18 protein-coding genes are annotated in these 17,228 nt (G+C 67.8%); 5 read left to right on the top strand and 13 right to left on the bottom strand.

Going from position 1 to position 17,228, the window contains the following annotated elements:
- Window positions 1–6 precede the first annotated feature (6 nt).
- Window positions 7–426, bottom strand: coding sequence for an acetone carboxylase subunit gamma (locus M1M07_RS08495; protein WP_197257938.1), 420 nt, complete (start codon window positions 424–426; stop codon window positions 7–9).
- Between the two features lie 46 nt (window positions 427–472).
- Window positions 473–2,392, bottom strand: coding sequence for a hydantoinase/oxoprolinase family protein (locus M1M07_RS08490; RefSeq protein ID WP_197257936.1), 1,920 nt, complete (start codon window positions 2,390–2,392; stop codon window positions 473–475).
- Window positions 2,393–2,888: 496 nt separating this feature from the next.
- Between M1M07_RS08490 and M1M07_RS08485 the strand changes: the two genes are divergently transcribed.
- From M1M07_RS08485 to M1M07_RS08475, 3 genes are all read left to right on the top strand, one after another.
- Window positions 2,889–4,397, top strand: a complete 1,509-nt coding sequence (locus tag M1M07_RS08485; RefSeq protein WP_368862559.1) for an ABC transporter transmembrane domain-containing protein — start codon at window positions 2,889–2,891, stop codon at window positions 4,395–4,397.
- Window positions 4,394–6,259 carry an ABC transporter ATP-binding protein gene (locus tag M1M07_RS08480; RefSeq protein WP_248673866.1) on the top strand — a complete coding sequence of 622 codons (1,866 nt, stop codon included), beginning with the start codon at window positions 4,394–4,396 and terminating at the stop codon, window positions 6,257–6,259. The genes M1M07_RS08485 and M1M07_RS08480 overlap by 4 nt, the downstream gene beginning before the upstream one ends.
- An 84-nt stretch (window positions 6,260–6,343) precedes the next feature.
- Window positions 6,344–6,913: a YdeI family protein gene (locus M1M07_RS08475; protein ID WP_197257932.1), complete on the top strand. Its 570-nt coding sequence runs from the start codon at window positions 6,344–6,346 to the stop codon at window positions 6,911–6,913.
- Window positions 6,914–6,971: 58 nt separating this feature from the next.
- Here M1M07_RS08475 and M1M07_RS08470 read toward each other — a convergent pair whose 3' ends face one another.
- The 4 genes from M1M07_RS08470 to M1M07_RS08455 all read right to left on the bottom strand — a co-directional run bounded on the left by M1M07_RS08470 (window position 6,972) and on the right by M1M07_RS08455 (window position 10,357).
- Window positions 6,972–7,607 (bottom strand): sigma-70 family RNA polymerase sigma factor, encoded by a 636-nt coding sequence (locus tag M1M07_RS08470; RefSeq protein ID WP_197257930.1) that lies wholly within the window; start codon window positions 7,605–7,607, stop codon window positions 6,972–6,974.
- Between the two features lie 500 nt (window positions 7,608–8,107).
- Window positions 8,108–8,911 (bottom strand): ABC transporter permease, encoded by an 804-nt coding sequence (locus tag M1M07_RS08465; protein WP_248673865.1) that lies wholly within the window; start codon window positions 8,909–8,911, stop codon window positions 8,108–8,110.
- Window positions 8,908–9,840 (bottom strand): ATP-binding cassette domain-containing protein, encoded by a 933-nt coding sequence (locus M1M07_RS08460; protein ID WP_248673864.1) that lies wholly within the window; start codon window positions 9,838–9,840, stop codon window positions 8,908–8,910. The genes M1M07_RS08465 and M1M07_RS08460 overlap by 4 nt, the downstream gene beginning before the upstream one ends.
- Window positions 9,841–9,997: 157 nt before the next feature.
- Window positions 9,998–10,357 carry an Rv2640c family ArsR-like transcriptional regulator gene (locus tag M1M07_RS08455; RefSeq protein ID WP_197257926.1) on the bottom strand — a complete coding sequence of 120 codons (360 nt, stop codon included), beginning with the start codon at window positions 10,355–10,357 and terminating at the stop codon, window positions 9,998–10,000.
- Between the two features lie 95 nt (window positions 10,358–10,452).
- Here M1M07_RS08455 and M1M07_RS08450 point away from each other — a divergent pair, with 95 nt between their 5' ends.
- On the top strand, window positions 10,453–10,950 hold the full coding sequence (locus tag M1M07_RS08450; protein ID WP_197257924.1) for an ArsI/CadI family heavy metal resistance metalloenzyme: 498 nt from the start codon (window positions 10,453–10,455) through the stop codon (window positions 10,948–10,950).
- A gap of 133 nt (window positions 10,951–11,083) precedes the next feature.
- On the opposite strand, the gene M1M07_RS08445 is transcribed toward M1M07_RS08450, so the two are convergent.
- From M1M07_RS08445 to M1M07_RS08430, 4 genes are read right to left on the bottom strand one after another with little or no spacing between them, the layout of a single operon-like run.
- Window positions 11,084–12,136: an ArsO family NAD(P)H-dependent flavin-containing monooxygenase gene (locus M1M07_RS08445; protein WP_197257922.1), complete on the bottom strand. Its 1,053-nt coding sequence runs from the start codon at window positions 12,134–12,136 to the stop codon at window positions 11,084–11,086.
- A gap of 14 nt (window positions 12,137–12,150) precedes the next feature.
- Window positions 12,151–12,591 carry an arsenate reductase ArsC gene (locus M1M07_RS08440; protein ID WP_197257920.1) on the bottom strand — a complete coding sequence of 147 codons (441 nt, stop codon included), beginning with the start codon at window positions 12,589–12,591 and terminating at the stop codon, window positions 12,151–12,153.
- Window positions 12,592–12,649: 58 nt separating this feature from the next.
- Window positions 12,650–13,690: an ACR3 family arsenite efflux transporter gene (arsB, locus tag M1M07_RS08435; RefSeq protein WP_248673900.1), complete on the bottom strand. Its 1,041-nt coding sequence runs from the start codon at window positions 13,688–13,690 to the stop codon at window positions 12,650–12,652.
- 35 nt (window positions 13,691–13,725) lie between these two features.
- Window positions 13,726–14,127, bottom strand: coding sequence for a helix-turn-helix transcriptional regulator (locus M1M07_RS08430; RefSeq protein WP_197257918.1), 402 nt, complete (start codon window positions 14,125–14,127; stop codon window positions 13,726–13,728).
- Window positions 14,128–14,201: 74 nt separating this feature from the next.
- On the opposite strand from M1M07_RS08430, the gene M1M07_RS08425 reads away from it, so the two are divergent.
- Window positions 14,202–14,750 (top strand): DinB family protein, encoded by a 549-nt coding sequence (locus M1M07_RS08425; protein WP_248673863.1) that lies wholly within the window; start codon window positions 14,202–14,204, stop codon window positions 14,748–14,750.
- A 55-nt stretch (window positions 14,751–14,805) separates the two neighbouring features.
- Here M1M07_RS08425 and M1M07_RS08420 read toward each other — a convergent pair whose 3' ends face one another.
- The 3 genes from M1M07_RS08420 to M1M07_RS08410 all read right to left on the bottom strand — a co-directional run bounded on the left by M1M07_RS08420 (window position 14,806) and on the right by M1M07_RS08410 (window position 17,208).
- Window positions 14,806–15,300: an ArsI/CadI family heavy metal resistance metalloenzyme gene (locus tag M1M07_RS08420; protein ID WP_248673862.1), complete on the bottom strand. Its 495-nt coding sequence runs from the start codon at window positions 15,298–15,300 to the stop codon at window positions 14,806–14,808.
- 208 nt (window positions 15,301–15,508) lie between these two features.
- The gene (gene ychF, locus M1M07_RS08415; RefSeq protein WP_197257912.1) at window positions 15,509–16,588 is read right to left on the bottom strand and encodes a redox-regulated ATPase YchF; all 1,080 of its coding nucleotides are present in this window, start codon (window positions 16,586–16,588) and stop codon (window positions 15,509–15,511) included.
- A complete protein-coding gene (locus tag M1M07_RS08410; RefSeq protein WP_248673861.1) occupies window positions 16,585–17,208 on the bottom strand; it encodes a bifunctional 2-polyprenyl-6-hydroxyphenol methylase/3-demethylubiquinol 3-O-methyltransferase UbiG in 624 nt (207 codons plus the stop codon). The genes ychF and M1M07_RS08410 overlap by 4 nt, the downstream gene beginning before the upstream one ends.
- Between the last annotated feature and the right edge of the window lie 20 nt (window positions 17,209–17,228).

Raw genomic sequence — 17,228 nt, 5'->3', positions numbered from 1 at the left:
AGATGTTCAGTGCTGGTGGCGGCGGCCTTCGAACTCGCCTTCGGCGTCCTGCCCCGGTCCGTAGGTGATGACCTCTTCCGGATCGGTGCCGCGTTCGAGCCACTGGGCACGCAGGGCGTCGATGTCCCACTCCATGTCGACGGTCGGCGGATGGCCCGGCGGGACGTACTCGGTCTCGATCTGGGTTCCGCAACCCGGGCAGTAGTACTCGAGGATCCGGCAGTAGTTCGGGTCCGGTGAGAATGTGAACTCGTAGCGGTCCGGGTCGATGATCGGCTGATGGATCTCGCGCGGATCGCGGTCGTAGACGAGGGTCCCTTCCTTGTAATTGCCACGGGCGCTGCCGAATTCGTGTTGGCACACCCGGCACAGCCACAGTTCGGTGTCGAGATCGATGACCAGGTATTCGGTCATGGGAATTCGCATGTCGTGCATCCTTCGAAGCGGTGGGAGCAGGCGTCGCGCCTGTCGGTCAGTGGGTGTCGGTGAGCAGCAGGTCGCCGCCGGCGGTGACGTGGAAAGTCCAGCCGTCCTGCACCCGGGCGGTGAAGAAGGGGCCTTCGACGATGGCAGGTCCCTCGGCGGTCGCACCCGGCTGCTGCTCGGTGAGCGTGTACACCGGCACCTCGGCGCGTCCCGCGGCACCGAGCACGGTGCGGACACCGGTCGCCTGCGGGTCGCAGGGTTCGGCGAACGAGCTGTCGGGCAGGGCGATTCGATTCATTCGGCGCGTGACGACGAGGGTCAGCGCGCTGGAGGCACCGGCCACGAGTTCCACCGGCTCGCCGGGCCGGTAGGGGGTTTCGTCGACGGTGACGCCGTGCTCGTCCTCCGAGGCAACCGTCCACGACAGAGTGCACTCGTCGAGGGAATGACCCTCCTGGAACATGTCGCGTTCGGCCTTGGCGAGCAGGTCGGCGGTGGCATCGGCGAGTGTCGCGTCGCTCGTGTCCACGAGGTCGGTCTCGTAGCTCTGCCCGATGTCGGAGAATCCGATCCCGAACGCCGAGAAGACGGCGGCGAGCTTGGGGATCAGGACGGTGCGGACACCGGCATCCCGGGCAGCACCACACGCACTCATCGGACCGGCACCGCCGAACGCGGCGATCGTGGTCTCGTCGGCATCCTGGACTGCCGGGGCGATGGCACTCCCCATGGCTGTGAAGTAGGCCTGCTCCATCGCGATCAGCGCCTCGTCGAGGGTGAGGCCGAGCGGCTCGGCGACGGTCTCGCGGACGACCGCGCGGGCCCGGTCCGCATCGAGGGTGAAGCCGCCGTCGAGGTAGGTGGACGGATCGAGTACCCCGAGCAGCAGATTGACGTCGGTGATGGTGGCGGCGGTACCACCGAAACCGAAGCAGGCCGGTCCCGGTGCTGCGCCGACGCTCTCGGGGCCGACCGTGATGACACCGTCGGTGACGGCGATGACGGAGCTGCCGCCGATGCCTGCGGACTCGACGTTGGACATCGGGAAGGAGATGGGGATCCCGGCGATGGAACCTCTTCGGTCCGTGAGGATCTCGCCGCCGGTGACCGTGCCGATGTCGGTGGTCGTGCCGCCGACGTCGATCATGAGGACGTGCTTGAGGCCGTAGACTTCGGCCAGCGCCCGGGTGCCTTCCAAGCCGCCTCGCGGTCCCGACGAGTAGGTCTTGAGCGCAACCGATTTCGCTACGCGCGACGAGGCCCCGTCGTTGCGGTAGATCAGCAGTGGGTTGCGGACGCGATGGTCGCGCAGACGATGCTCGGTGTTGTACAGGAACCGTTCGATCGTCGGGTGCAGGAAGGTGTTGATCACGGCCGACCAGATGCGCCGGGACGCGGTGCGATCGGTGCTGAAGTCCCACGAGTACAGGAACGGCACCGACCCGAGCAGGTGGCGCGGGAACTTGCGCAGCAGGACCCTGCGGATCTCGCGTTCGCGGCCGTCGTTGGTGTCACCGACCGCGACGACGATGCGGGCCGCGCCGTCGGTGATGAGCCGGTTGACCTTGGCGACCAGTTCGCTGTCGAGGTCGTCGGCGGCGCTGTCGATCACCGCGACGCGGCTGCCGACGAGGTCGTCGAACAGCGCGCGCTGCTCGGGGGTGCGCCTGAGCTCGTCCACCGTGCCGGCCGAGTCGGTGAGGATGCCGACACTCGGACCCTTCCGCTCCACGAGCGCGTTCGTACCCTGCGTTGTCGAGTAGCGGATGTGTGCGGTCGAGTGCAGCAGCTCGGGCAGATTCTCCGTGCCGTAGATCTCCCGCGACACTTTGGTGAGACCGTCGAACAGGCACTGCGACAGGTCGAACGGGGTGGTGAGGGTCTTGGTGAAGCTGAAGTCGTGGCCGTCCCACGCGCAGATGTCGGTGAGGGTACCGCCATTGTCGATGTTGATCAGTCTGTCCATGGTGTCCTCGGTCCAATGCGGTGTTGCGATTCGGATGAGGAAATCCTGGGGCTGCAGACATCGTGTGAAGTGTGTCACTTGCGGACACCTTGAGTGATATACGCCCCAACCTGGGGTTTCGGTGTTCGTCCCGCACGACCGATGCGCGCGGGTGTCGGCGTGGTGGAGGGAAGTGTCCGGATGAGGGACACTTTCCGGTTCGATGGGGAGTGCAGGCGAACACGGGAACCACAGATCTCCTAGAGCTGGGGACGACCCGTTTCGGACCCGGCCCCGTAGGGGACTGCCCCACTCGAAGTGAGGGCAGTCCCTTCGGACTCTCGGTCCCTGCCGCTGATGCGTGAAACCGGAGACAGACCACCGCGACACGACAGCCGGGCCGCGGTAGTTCGCACGTGTAACATTTTCGCTCGTGCTCGTCATCCCTCAAGCTCACGGACAGGAAAGTATCGTCGACTATTCGGCGCTTCCCGGACCTGGCGGGCAACAGTCCAAGATGCCTGCGCTCGACGCACTGCAGTGGACGCTGAAGGTCGCGCTCTCGCAGCGTCCGTGGAGCTTCGTCGCCTCGGTCGGCATGGCGGTCGCTTTCATCTGCAACGGCCTGACGCCCGTCGTCGTGGGCAGGGCCGTGGATGAGGCCATCGCCACCTCGTCTGCCGGCCGACTGGGATTCTGGATCCTGGTTCTGGGTTGTCTTTTCGTGCTCGCCATCGTCGCGAACTGGATCGCGCGCTTCATGTTGATCCGCAGTCAGCAGCTGGTCAGCCATGATCTGCGCACCATGGTCACCGACCGCATCCAGGATCCACGTGGGTTCGCCGGCCGCGAGCGCACCGCAGGCGGCTTGCTGTCGATCGCATCGTCCGACACCAGCCGGGTCGGCGAGATCGTGATGATGACGGTCATGCCTGTAGCCGAGGCGGCGGCCATCGTCTACGGCGCCACCATGATGTTCACCATCAGTCCCTGGCTGAGCCTGGCCACCCTCATCGGCGGTCCGCTCCTGGCGATCGTGGCCCTCCGGGTGGCCCGCCCGCTGCAGAGTCGTTCGGTCGCACGTCAGCATGCGATTGCTCAGGCCGCGGCGACCGCCGCGGATGTGGTGCAGGGACTGCGCATCCTGAAAGGCCTGGGCGCGATCGTCACCGTCCGGGTTCGCTATGCCGAGGTCTCGGACATCGCCTATCACAAGACCATTCACGCCAATGCCGCCGAGGCGCGCCTCAACGGGGCCACAGAGGCCACCGGCGCGATCTTCGTCTCCGCCCTCGGCATCGCCGCCGGCGCGTTCGCACTCAACGGGCACATGACCATCGGCGACCTCATCACCGTCGTCGGCCTGACGCAGTTCCTCATCACTCCGATGACCATGTTCGGCAGGAACCTCGCCTCGCGATGGGCCTCGGCCGAGGCATCCGGACGGCGTATCCGCGAGGTTCTCGGGGCAGACTTCGAACACACCACTGAAATCGACGAAGCCAGGACCGCCAACTTCCTGGAGGCCCTGCCGACCGGTCTCACTGTCGTGCGCGGCACCGACCACGAGCTGATCTCCCAGCTGGAGTCGCTACCCCGGACCAGGGTGATCGTCGTCCCGCACGCGGCTGACCTGTTCGACGGCAGCGTCGCCGACAACGTCCACCCCGACCGGGCCACCGCCGAGGAAGCACTCCGCGTCGCCTGCTGCGACGACATCCCCGAGGGCCCCGACAAGCGCGTCGGCGAGAACGGACGCATGCTGTCCGGCGGTCAGCGGCAACGCGTGGCCCTGGCACGCGCCATCGCCTTCGACCCCGAGGTCCTCGTGCTGCAGGATCCGACCACCGCGGTGGACTCGGTGACGGAGCAGAACCTCGCCGAGCGGGTGTCCCGGCACCGGGCAGGCAAGATCACGCTCGTGTTCAGCGAGGCCCCGGCCTGGAACGCCGTGGCGGCCAACCACTCGAGCGTGGCGGAGCTGAAGGCGACGGCGGAGGAGCTGCTGGCGGGGGCCGCCCGATGAATCCGTCGACGAACGCGAGCCCACCCGTCAAGACCGACACCGCCCTTCGGTTCCCCCTGGCCACGCTGACGCAGGTGCGGCGCGAGGTCGCGCGTCAGCTGGGCCAAGTCCGCCATGCGAAGCTGTTGTTCCTGCTCGCCCTGGTACTGCTCGTCCTCGGCGCGTACGCCGGTGTGCTGGTGCCGCAGCTGATGGGCCGGATCGTGGACCTGGTGACGGACCGCACCCAGGGATCGCTGTGGCTGATCGGCGCAGGTCTGATTTCCGCCGCGATCGCCGGCGCGGTCGTGAACGCCTGCGGCTTCTATCTGGTGTCACGGCTGTCCGAGCGCGTGATCGCGAACCTGCGCCAGGACATGGTCGGCACCGCTCTGGGACTGCCCACCCACCGAGTCGAGGATGCAGGCGCAGGCGATCTGGTCAGCCGTTCCACCGATGACGTCGCCGAGCTGTCCGCCGCCGTCACGGAGACCGTGCCGACGCTGTCCACCTCACTGTTCACTGTCATTGCCACCGTCACGGCCCTGTTCGCGCTGGACTGGCAGTTCCTGATCATCCCGGTGATCGTCGCGCCGGTGTACTACATCGCCGCGCGCCGCTACCTCGCCAAGGCCCCCGAGCGCTATGCCGCCGAGCGCGCCGCCATGGCCGAGCGTGCCCGTCGCGTCCTGGAGTCCATCCGCGGTCGCGCGACGGTGCGTGCGTTCTCGATGGAAAACCGCGTCCACACCGAAATCGAGAACGCCTCGTGGGATGTGGTCCGCAAGGGCATCAGGGCTCGCAGCACCATGCTCGTCCTCAACGTCTGGATGCTCGGTGCCGAGTTCCTCATGCTGACGATCGCGCTGTCGGTGGGTTACCGGCTGGTGTCCACCGGTGCCCTCACCGTGGGCGCCGTGACCGGGGCGGTGCTCATGATCATCCGATTGCGTGGTCCTTTGAACACGTTCATGCGCGTGCTCGACGTCGTGCAGTCCGGGTACGCATCGCTGGCACGAATCGTGGGCGTGGTCTCCGATCCGCCGGTGCCGGTGCCCGACAGCGGCGCAGATGCTCCCCGAGGGCACGTCGAGCTGCGCAACGTCAGCTTCAGCTACGGCGGCCCCTGGGCCGTCCGCAACATCAACCTGACCATCACCCCGGGCGAGACCGTCGCCATCGTGGGCGCGTCAGGGGCCGGAAAGACAACGGTGGCAGCGCTGCTGGCGGGACTGCACATACCCGACGAGGGCGAGGTGCTCGTCGACGGACACCCCGTGTCGTCACTGTCCGACCGTGAGCGCGTCGCGCGTCTCGCCATGGTCAGCCAGGAGGTGCATGTCTTCTCCGGAACTCTGCGCCAGGACATGACCCTCGCCAAGCCCGATGCCACCGATACAGAGCTCCGTTCGGTACTCGATCTGGTACATGCCCGCTCATGGTTCGACCGGCTTCCTCAGGGGCTCGACACGGTGGTCGGCGCGCGTGGCATCCAGCTGGAGCCTGTGGCCGCTCAGCAGCTGGCGCTGGCTCGCGTTCTACTTCTCGACCCGGCCATCGTCATCATGGACGAGGCGACTGCCGAAGCCGGCTCGGCGGGGGCGGGGGCGTTGGAGGATGCCGCTGATGTGGTGACCCGTAATCGTTCGGCCCTGGTGGTGGCGCACCGCCTGGACCAGGCCTCGCGTGCCGACAACATTCTCGTCATGGACGCGGGTCAGGTCGTGGAGCAGGGCACCCACGACCAGTTGCTCGCCGCCGGCGGGATCTACCACCGTCTGTGGGCCGCTTGGACTGCCGGTCGGCGAGAGATCGGCAGCGCCGGCCGCGCTCCGGACGGAGATTCCGATCCCGACCTCGTCACTTCGGGGGTGACCACGTAGCCGCGTGCTCCATCCGGACCGGCAACTCGCCCCTCTTGCGCCGAGACCGGCCGTTGCGCGACCGCAGGCCCTAGCCTGGTCCGCATGGCCGACCCGAACGCAGAACACCTGCACCTCGAGTCCCTCGACGAGTGGCACGCGTGGCTGCGGGACAACCACGACCGGCCCCCCGGCGTCTGGATCGTGTTCTGGCGCAAGGAGTCCGGTAACACTCCCCTCGACTACGAGCAGGTCGTGCGGGAAGCACTGTGCTGGGGGTGGGTAGACGGGCACACCCGGATCATCGACGAGCACCGCCGTGGCATGTGGTTCACCCGACGCGCGCGCAACAGCGCGTGGGCCGCGTCCAACAAGGCTCGCGTGACCGAACTGATCGCCGAGGGACGAATGCAGCCGCCCGGGCAGGCCGTCGTCGACGACGCCAAGCAACGCGGTCTGTGGACGCTGCTCGACGACGCCGAGGCACTCGTCGAATCTCCGGAACTCACCGCAGCCCTCGACGCCGACCCTCGGGCGCGCACCAACTGGGACGCGTGGCCGCCGAGCGTCCGCAAATTCGCGCTCAGCCAGATCGCATTCGCGAAGCAGCCGGCGACCAAGACCAGGCGGATCGCCGGCATCGTCGAGAAGGCCGCCCGCAACGAGCGACCGTGATCGGGGCCGCGCCTACGGAACCAGGATGGTCTTGCCCGTCGTCTGCCGGCCGACCGATTCACCGGTCCGACGCGGGCTGTGTGGCACCGCAGGCGCAGGCGCCGCCGCTACGCGGTTGGTAGTCGTGCACATGACCGGTGCGGTCCTGGCTGATCCGGCAGCAGGCCTGCAACCGCTGCCGGAGGTGGGCGCGGCCTCGCTGGACGCGAGATTTCATGCCGGAGACGGAGATTCCGGCCTCGTCGGCGGCTGCGGCATGCGTGCGGGCGTCGAGATCGACCATCTTCACCGCCTCGGCCTGTTCGGCGGGCAGACCCGAGAGCATCGGCACCAGGCACGCGGCGAGTTCCTTCTGGACCGCCTCATCGGTCTCGGAACCGTCCGGCAACTGGTTGTCCGGGACGGCGTCGACAGGCAGTTCCCGGCGATGAGCCGCGGACCGGTAGTAGTCCGTGATCGCGTTGCGGGTGATCGAATACATCCACCCCAGCAGCCGATCCTGATCGCGCAGACCGTCGAGACTCCGGGCCATCCGCAGGAAGACGATCGACAGGATGTCGTCGGCGTCCTCCGGGGTCGAGACCCGGCGGGCGATGAATGCCCGCAGGTCACCCGAGAAGTCCCGCCACAGTTGCTCGAGATCGCCCGGTGCCGGTTGCAGTGTCGTCGCAGTGGGGTCCGTCGTCTCGCCCATGATCTCTGATTCCTCTCCGTCTCCAGCATCCTCGCCGCGCGGCGCTTCCGCGAGCCCCGGACGGTTGCCGTCTCGTCGAGACGGACGATCTAAAGGGCTGTCGGACGCAACCCTGCGCGGCTGCAGCGAGGCAGGCGCTGCGTCCGATTCACATGGGTCTCGTCTGTAGAGGTGTCGATGTCGATATCGGGTTCCCCGATTCGACGTACCGGTAGAAGCGCGGTGAGGAGGTGAGAGCGATGTTGACCACGCATCTGTTGTCGGGTCTGACCAGTGAAGAGGTGGACCTGATCCTGGCGGAGGAACTGCATCTGCTCGACACCGCCGAATGAGCGCTGTCGACGCCCGCCCCGGACGTATCCACTGAACGCGGTACCCCTATCCCCTTCACGGATAGGGGTACCTGCCGTGCCCGGTGTCGGGCGGCGCCGAGACGCCGGAAACCGCCCTGCCCGTACCCGCCACCGGAGCGGGAACGGCGCAGAGCGGGATCCCGGCGCTCAGCGGGCCGACGACGGCCGGATCCGGCGGATCACGATCGGGAGGGCGATGACCACGGCCCACAACCCGATCGCCGCGATCAGGGCGGTGACGGTGTCACCGCCGCTGGCGGTGCCGAGCACGTGCCCGCGCAGGGCGTCGGTGGCATGCGCGACCGGGTTGAGCGACGCCATCGCCCGCATCCAGCCGGGCATCGTCTCGAGCGGCGCGAACGCACTCGAGACGAACATCAGAGGCATCATCACCATCATTCCGGCGAACTGCACGACGTCGGGACGCCGGAGCCGGTCCCCGATCAGCCCGAACAGCGCACTCATCGCCCCGGCCAGGACCACCAGCACAATCACCGCGGAGACGGCGTCGGCGGCGGTGCCGTGGAATTCGAAACCCAGTGCCACTGCGGTGATCCCGAGCAGCACCGCCCGAGCCAGGGTGAACATCGCTTCGTTGAGGGTGCGGGCCACCCCCGGCACGCTCGGGCGCATGGGCAGAGCAGCGAACCGGTCGTGGAGGCCGTTGGTGTGATCGATCGCCGCGGACACCCCGGCGTTGGTGCCGGCCATCACGGTGGAGACGGCAAGCATCGCCGGAGTGAGGAAGTCGATGTAGCTGACTCCGGCCGGAAACTCCGCTCCGGCCGCGACGCTGCGGAACACCTGGCTGAACAGCACCAGCATCGCCATCGGCATGGTCAGCGAGAACATCAGCAATTGCGGGACGCGGGCGCTGGTGCGCAGGTTGCGTATGGTCAGGGCGGCGACCTGGCTCCCGAACGGGGAGACGGTCGGGCGGATGGTGGTCATCGGTGTGCTCCAGTGTTGTGGGCGAGGTGGGTGAAGACGTCGTCGAGACTCGGGGATGTCACATCCAGATCGGTGAGCTCGATACCTGAGCGGTGCAGGTCGGCGACCAGTGCGGTGGCGGCAGGAGCGTCGTCGACGGTGACCGACACCCGGATCCGGGCGCCGCCGTCGACCGGACGTTCGGTGTCCGGGGTGAACGGCAGCGCGCTTGCTCGAACGGCCGGGACGGTGGCGGCGAGGACCTTGCCGCCGACGATCCGCTTCAGATCGCTCGGGGTACCGCGGGCAGCGACCCGGCCACTGCGCAGGACCACGATGTGGTCGGCGAGCCGGTCGGCTTCCTCGAGGTACTGGGTGGTGAGCACCACGGTGGTACCCGCGGCGGTGAGTTCCTCGACGACCTCCCACAGCCCGGTGCGGGCGATCGGGTCCAGGCCGGTGGTCGGCTCGTCCAGGAACAGCACCGACGGGGAGCCGACGAGGCTGGCGGCCAGGTCGATTCGCCGGCGCGATCCCCCGGACAGTTCCCCGACCCGGCGGGTCGCGTACTCGTGCAACCCGAGCCTCTCGATCAGCGCGTCCGCCCGGGGGCGGGCGGTGCGACGCAGCCCGGTGAGGCGACCGATCAGCTCCAGATTCTCTCGGGCAGTGAGGAATTCGTCGAGACCGGCGTACTGACCGGTCACCCCGATGCGGCGGCGGACTGCGGTGGCGTCGGCGACGACGTCGAGACCGTCGACCTGCACTCGTCCGATGGTCGGGGTCACCAGGGTGGTCAGGGTGCGGATCAGGGTGGTCTTGCCGGCGCCGTTGTGGCCGAGCACCCCGACCGTGGTTCCGGCAGCGGCTTCCAGGTCGACGCCGTCGAGCGCCCACGTCTTGCCGTAGGCGACGTGGAGGTCTTCGACCACGACGGCCGGGGCGGTCATCGCACACCCCCGGCGGGGTCGGCGGCGGGACGGGCGGACAGTTGGGTGGTCATCGCTGGTTCCTCTCGAGCTGGCGGTGCCCCCACACGAACGTGGGGTCCGCTAGCTCAGACGAACCAATCGCTGCCCGGACGCACTGCCGCCGAGCGTTGGGGCGTCAGCGGCAGCAGTTCGGATCGAGGACGATCCGCAGTGCGTCGAGAGACTCGGTACGGGCGCGATAGAAGACGTTCATCCCTCGACGTTCGGATTCGACCATGCCGGCCTTGCGGAGCTGCCCGAGATGATGACTGACGGTGGATTCGGCCAGGTCGACACCGGCGGCGAGATCGCAGGTACACACCTCGCCGCCGTCGGCGGTGAGCAGGATGGATACGAGCTTGATGCGGACCGGATCGGCCAGTGCCTTCAATCGGAGTGCGAGCTCGAGGGCAGCGTCGTCGCTCATCGGCGCGGCCGACACCGGAGCGCAGCAGATCGGTGCACTGACGTCGATCACTGGCAGGGCTTTCGGCATGATTCGAGACTACCCAAAAGCTTGACATATATCGAAAAGGTGGCGCACCCTGTAGCCGTCATACTTCGATATATGTCTCAGAGGTGGAGGTCATCATGTCCCGCGCCCAACTCGCCCTCAATGTCGACGACCTGCAGGAAGCGGTCACGTTCTACTCGAAGCTGTTCGGTACCGAACCGGCCAAGCTCAAGCCGGGCTATGCGAACTTCGCGATCGCGGAGCCGCCGCTCAAGCTGGTGTTGCTCGAGAACCCCGGCAAGGGCGGCACCATCAACCACCTCGGGGTGGAGGTCGAATCGAGCGAGAAGGTACATGCCGAGATCGCCCGCCTGACCGGCGAGGGGCTGTTCACCGACGAGGAGATCGGCACCACTTGTTGTTTCGCCACGCAGGACAAGGTGTGGGTCACCGGTCCGGCCGGTGAGAAGTGGGAGGTGTACACCGTCCTCGCCGATTCGGAGACCTTCGGGACGAGCCCGCAGCACCTCGACGGCCCGGTCGGCGAGGGCGGCGTGTGCTGTGGCACCGCCGCCGGCACCCTGGAGGAGAGCGAGCGGCCGCAGCCTGCTGCCACCGAAAAATCCTGCTGCTGAACCACATACCGGTGTCGGCTGCCTTTCGGGCGGCCGACACCGGTGTCCTCGGCGACGCACTCCTCGGGAGCAGGACTTCGGACGCGAGGCGTTGATCGCCGGGGTGCGCCCGGTCGAAGTCCTTTCACCGAGATCAGTTGTCGAGGTCGAGGTCCAGTTCGGCGACGGCAGATCGAGCGGTGCGGCCGACGCCGAGGATCGTGGCCGAGCCGGGGCCGGTCCAGTCGCCGTAGCCGAGCAGATGCAGGCGCGGTTCCTTCAGGGAACGGGTGCCGGCGACCGGCACCGTGCCGGTGTGATCGCGCAGCCGAAGCGGTCTCAGATGCGCGAGTGCGGGCCGGAAGCCGGTGGCCCACAGCACGACGTCGGCGTGCTGCCTACGCTCACCCCAGGCGATGCCGTCGACGGTGAGCCGGTCGAACATCGGCAGCGCGGTCAGCACCCCGCGGTCGCGCGCTGCGAGGACGTCCGGGACCATCACGATGTCTCCGAGGGCGGCGATGCCACCGGGATCGGGCCGGCCGGAGGCCAGGGCGATCGCGCGGCGGGAGGCGAACTCGAACAAGGCCCGGCCGTCGACGCCATCGGGCAGAAATCGTGGTGGCCGGGTGGTGACCCAGGTGGTGGTCGCGGTGGTGGAGATCTCGGCGACGAGTTGAGCGGCGGAGTTGCCACCGCCGACGATCACCACGTCCGCCCCGGCGAACTCGGCCGGGGTGCGGTAGTCGACGGTGTGCAACTGCCGTCCGGTGAACAAGTTCGCGCCCGGGTAGCTCGGCCGGAACGGTCGCTGCCAGGTGCCGGTGGCACTGATCACCCGGCGCGCCCGCCACTGCCCGCTGTCGGTGTCGACCAGCAGATCGAGGCCGTCACGCCGGACCGCGTGCACCCGCACCGGCCGCTCGACCGGCAGGTCGTAGCGGGTTTCGTAGGCGGTGAGATAGTCCACGACATGACGTGCCGGCGGGAACCCGTCCGGCCACCGGGGCATCGGCCGGCCCGGCAGGGAAGCGAATTCCGCCGGCGAGAACAGCCGCAGCGACGGCCACATGTGCGGCCAGGCTCCACCCGGACCCCGCTGGTCGTCGAGGATCACGAAGCGGTGCCCGGCCCGGCGCAGATAGTAGCCGGCGGCCAGGCCCGCCTGGCCGCCGCCGATCACGACCACGTCGACGCTCGTCGTCATCGAAGATCCTGCAGTCAGCGCTGGGACGGCTGCGCGGTCAGTTCGGCGATGAGCGCTCCGACCTTGGCGCGGATCTCGTCGCGGATCGGGCGCACCGCGTCGATGCCCTGCCCGGCCGGGTCGTCGAGCACCCAGTCGCGGTAGGACTTGCCCGGGAACACCGGGCAGGTGTCCCCGCAGCCCATCGTGATCACCACATCCGAGGCCTGCACCGCGTCGGTGGTGAGGACCTTCGGATTCTCCTTCGAGATATCGATGCCCACTTCGGCCATCGCGGCGACGGCAGCCGGGTTGACGTGCTCGGCGGGTGCGCTTCCGGCGGATCGGACCTCGATCCGGTCCCCGGCCAGCGCAGCGAGGAATCCGGCGGCCATCTGGGAGCGGCCGGCGTTGTGGACGCAGACGAACAGCACCGAAGGCCGGGTGTTGCCGCTGGTGGTGGAGTCGGTGGTCATGACGCTGGGGATTCCTTTCCGCAGGAAGTTCGGACGGAGACGGCGCTGTCCGGTCCCGTCAGCTCGTGGCGACGGCAGCCTGGCCGGTGAAGCGTTTGCGCAGTGCGAGCGAGACATAGACCAGGGCGACGAGGACCGGCACCTCGATGAGCGGTCCGACCACCCCGGCCAAGGCCTGCCCCGAGGTCACCCCGAACGTGCCGATTGCGACCGCGATGGCCAGTTCGAAGTTGTTGCCCGCCGCGGTGAACGCCAAGGTGGTGGTGCGCTCGTAGCCGAGTCCGATCGCGGCACCGAGCAGATACCCGCCGCCCCACATCAGCGCGAAGTACGCCAGCAAGGGCAGCGCGATACGCACCACGTCCAGCGGCCGCGAGGTGATCTGCTCGCCCTGCAGCGCGAAGAGGATCACGATGGTGAACAACAGCCCGTACAGGGCCCACGGCCCGATCTTCGGCAGGAACTTGTCCTCGTACCACTGCCGGCCGTTGGCCTTCTCACCGAAGTGACGGGTGAGGAACCCCGCGATCAGTGGGATGCCGAGGAAGATCAGCACCGACTCGGCGATCTGCCACGGAGAGACGTCGAGGGTGGTCTGCTCGAGACCGAGCCACCCGGGCACCACCGACAGGTAGAACCAGCCGAGCACGGCGAACATGATCACCTGGAAGACCGAGTTGATCGCCACCAGCACGGTGGCAGCTTCGCGGTCGCCGCATGCCAGGTCGTTCCAGATGACGACCATCGCTATGCAGCGGGCCAGGCCGACGATGATCAGGCCGGTCCGGTACTCGGGTAGATCCGGGAGCATCAGCCAGGCGAGGGCGAACATGAGCGCCGGGCCGAGGATCCAGTTGAGGAGCAGGGAACCGACGAGGAGTTTGCGGTCGCCGGTGACGGTGTCGAGGCGGTCGTAGCGAACCTTCGCCAGCACCGGGTACATCATGATCAGCAGACCGAGGGCGATGGGCAGCGAGATTCCGTCGATCTCGATGAAGCTCAATGCTTCTCCGAGTCCGGGGATCATCCGTCCCAGCAGCAGGCCGGCAACGATGGCGGCGCCGATCCACACCGCCAGATACCGGTCGAGGGTCGACATCTTCCCGACCACAGCCGGGTGTTCGGTGGTCGTGGTCACGAGAGGGCCTCCTGAACGGCTTCGGTCGGGGCGCAAGCCGATCCGGGCAGTACGCCGGATTCGGTGGCCAGCACCGCGGAGAGCTGTTCGAGCACGGGCGGAATCACTCGGTAGTAGACCCAGGTCCCGCGGCGCTCGCAGTCGAGCAGCCCGGCTTCGCGCAGCACCTTCAGGTGGTGCGAGATGGTCGGCTGGGACAGGTCGAAGGCCGGGCTGATATCGCACACGCAACTCTCCCCGCCCTGGTGGCTGGCGATCAGGCTGAGCATCCGCAGCCGCACCGGATCACCGAGGGCTTTGAACATCCGGGCCAAGTCGGCGGCCCAATCCGAGGTGAGGGGCTGCCGCATCAGCGGGGAACAGCAGGCGTCGCCGCTCGGATCTGCTTGCATTGACATGGATCAATATTGACAGACGTCGAATCAACCGCCAAACTCCGGTGCGGACGTCCCATCTCGATCAGAGGCACACCATGCCGGAACCACAACCGCCGGTCGACCGCCGGGAGATCGCCGCCGACCTCGAACGTGCCCGCCGCACCCTGCACTCACTCCTCGATCACGCCTCGTCCGAGGAACTCGACCGCCGCTCGCACGGCACCCGATGGACCAACGAACAGCTGTTGTTCCACATGGTGTTCGGATACATGGTCGTTCGCCGACTGCTGGTGCTGACGCGGGTGTTCTCCCGCCTGCCCGACCCGGCGGGCCGCGGATTCGCGCGCGCCCTGAACGCGGCGACACCGGCGTTCCACGAGGTCAATTACCGGGGCTCGTGCGCGGCCGCGTTCGTCTTCGACCGCCGCCGGATGGGAAGGCACTGCGATCGCGTCATCGCGAAGCTCCAGCGCTCGCTGGCCACCGAACCCGAGACGAACATGCAGCGCAGCATGGCGTTTCCGGTGCGCTGGGACCCGTTCTTCACCGACACGATGACCGTCGAACAGCTCTACCGCTACCCGGGCCGGCACTTCGACTTCCACCGGAACCAGCTCACCCTCGACAGAAATCCCCCGCTCTGACAGGAGGGCACCGGCGTGGGGCGCCGCAATCCCGCGGCACCCCACCCCACCGAGGTCATCCGCAGCAGACGCTGCCGGCCGACGCATCCTGCTCGGCGCCGTCCTGCTCAGCGTTGTCCTGCCCGTTGCACGCGACCTCACACGCCGAGGTCGTCAGACCCTCGGGGTTGGCGGGGCTGTCGTCGGTCACCGCGTAGAACTCCCACCACCCGTTGGGCACGTCCGGTGCCTCGACGAACACCTTGTCCTGCACCGCATGGCAGCACAAATCCTGTTCGGCCACCGTCGCGGTCAGACCCACGTCCCGGAACCGCGCCAACGCGGCGGAGACGTCCTCGGATGTCGGCGATTCGACACCGATATGGTTCAGACTCTCCTGGGCACCGGGATTCTCGATCAACACCAGCTTCAGCGGAGGATCCTCGATCTCGAAGTTGGCGTATCCGTCGCGCTGCTTGTGCGGGGACACCCCGAACAGCGTCGAGTAGAACGCGGTCGCCGCCGTCACGTCTTCGACGTTGAGCGCGAGTTGAACTCGGGAGGTAGGCATCGTCGTCACCTTTCGGGAATTCGGGCACCGGCGCGAGCGTCCCCATCGGACTCTCGTCACCGTGTGCCGCCCCTACTGACGAGGCTCGTCCCGCAAGGACGCAACTCGGCCAGTGAACCGGTGGCATAGCCGCAAATGAGAAAGATAGCCGCGCGAGGCATGCATCGCGCGGCTATCTTTCTCGTCTGCGCTTGCGCGCGTCGGGGTCCTACACGTTGAAGCGGAACTCCACGACGTCGCCGTCCTGCATGATGTAGTCCTTGCCCTCCATGCGCACCTTGCCGGCGGCCTTGGCGGCGGCCATCGAACCGGCCTCGGCGAGGTCGTCGAAGGAGACGATCTCGGCCTTGATGAAGCCCCGCTCGAAGTCGGTGTGGATGACGCCGGCAGCCTGCGGAGCGGTGTCGCCCTTGTGGATCGTCCAGGCGCGAGCTTCCTTCGGGCCGGCCGTCAGGTAGGTCTGCAGACCGAGGGTGTGGAAGCCGGTGCGGGCCAGGGCATGCAGACCGGGTTCGGTCTGGCCGATCGAGTCCAGCATCTCCTGCCGGTCCTCCTCGTCCAGCTCGAGCAATTCCTGCTCGACCTTCGCGTCGAGGAACACGGCGTCGGCGGGGGCGACGGATGCGCGCAACTCGGCGACCTTCGCCTCGTCGGTGAGCACCGCCTCGTCGGCGTTGAAGACGTACAGGAACGGCTTGGTGGTCAGCAGGTGCAGCTCGCGCAGCAGGCCGAAGTCGAGCTTGTCCTTGACGCTGAACAGCGTCTTGCCCTCCTCGAGGAAGGCCTGAGCCTTGACGGCCTCCTCGTACTGGGGCTTGAGGTCCTTGTTCTTCTTCGCTTCCTTCTCGAGACGCGGCAGCGCCTTCTCGAGGGTCTGCATGTCGGCGAGGACGAGTTCGGTCTCGATGATCTCGATGTCCGAGGCCGGGTCGACGCGGCCGTCGACGTGCACGACGTCGTCGTCGGAGAACACGCGCACCACCTGGCAGATGGCGTCGGCCTCGCGGATGTTGGCGAGGAACTTGTTGCCCAGGCCGGCACCCTCGGATGCGCCCTTGACGATGCCGGCGATGTCGACGAAGGACACCGTGGCGGGCAGGATGCGCTCGGACCCGAAGATCTCGGCGAGCTTCTTCAGCCGCGGATCGGGCAACTCGACCAGGCCGACGTTCGGCTCGATGGTGGCGAACGGGTAGTTCGCGGCCAGCACATCGTTCTGGGTCAGCGCGTTGAACAGCGTCGACTTGCCGACGTTGGGAAGTCCGACGATTCCGAGAGTAAGGCTCACGGAATCAGCATTCTACGTGGCCACGCGCCGGCCCCGTCAGCCGCACGACGTGCGACGGCGACGAGCCAGTCCGCGGCGTCGTGCCAGGGGCGCAGATCCCAGGTCGCGAACCGCTGCTCGAGCACCATCCCGGAGGCGGCGAGGTCCGCGGCGAACTGCTCCGGACGGTAGACGCTGCCGGTGGTGAATCCGGCGACGAACACCCCGCCGGGCCGCAGGTGCGCGGCGATCGCGGCGAGCACCGTGCGTTCGCTGCCCGGTTCCAGGAACACCATCACGTTGCCGGCGGCGACGACCGCGTCGAACGGCTCCCCCGGCAGGTCCAGGGTCGCCAGGTCCGTGAGGTGCACGGTCAGGTCGGGATGGCGGCGGCGTGCCTCGTCGATCAGCACGGGATCGAGGTCGACGCCGGTCACCCGGTGACCGCGCCGGGCCAGTTCGGCCCCCACCCTGCCGGTGCCGCACCCGGCGTCGAGCACCCGGCTGCCGCGCGCGAGGAGGACGTCCACGAAACGCGCTTCACCGTGCAGGTCGGCGCCGGATTCCTCGAGACCGGTGAACCGTTCGATGTAGGCGCGGGAATCGTCGGCGCTGCGCTCGGTCTGCCATCGGGTGCCCATGGCACCCGAACGTACCGAGC

Origin of the sequence: Rhodococcus sp. HM1, from assembly GCF_023218075.1 — a bacterium.
In the GTDB taxonomy this organism is placed as follows: Bacteria; Actinomycetota; Actinomycetes; order Mycobacteriales; family Mycobacteriaceae; genus Rhodococcus.
Note: the sequence above shows the minus strand (reverse complement) of the source record. Positions and strands in the feature narration are given on the sequence as shown.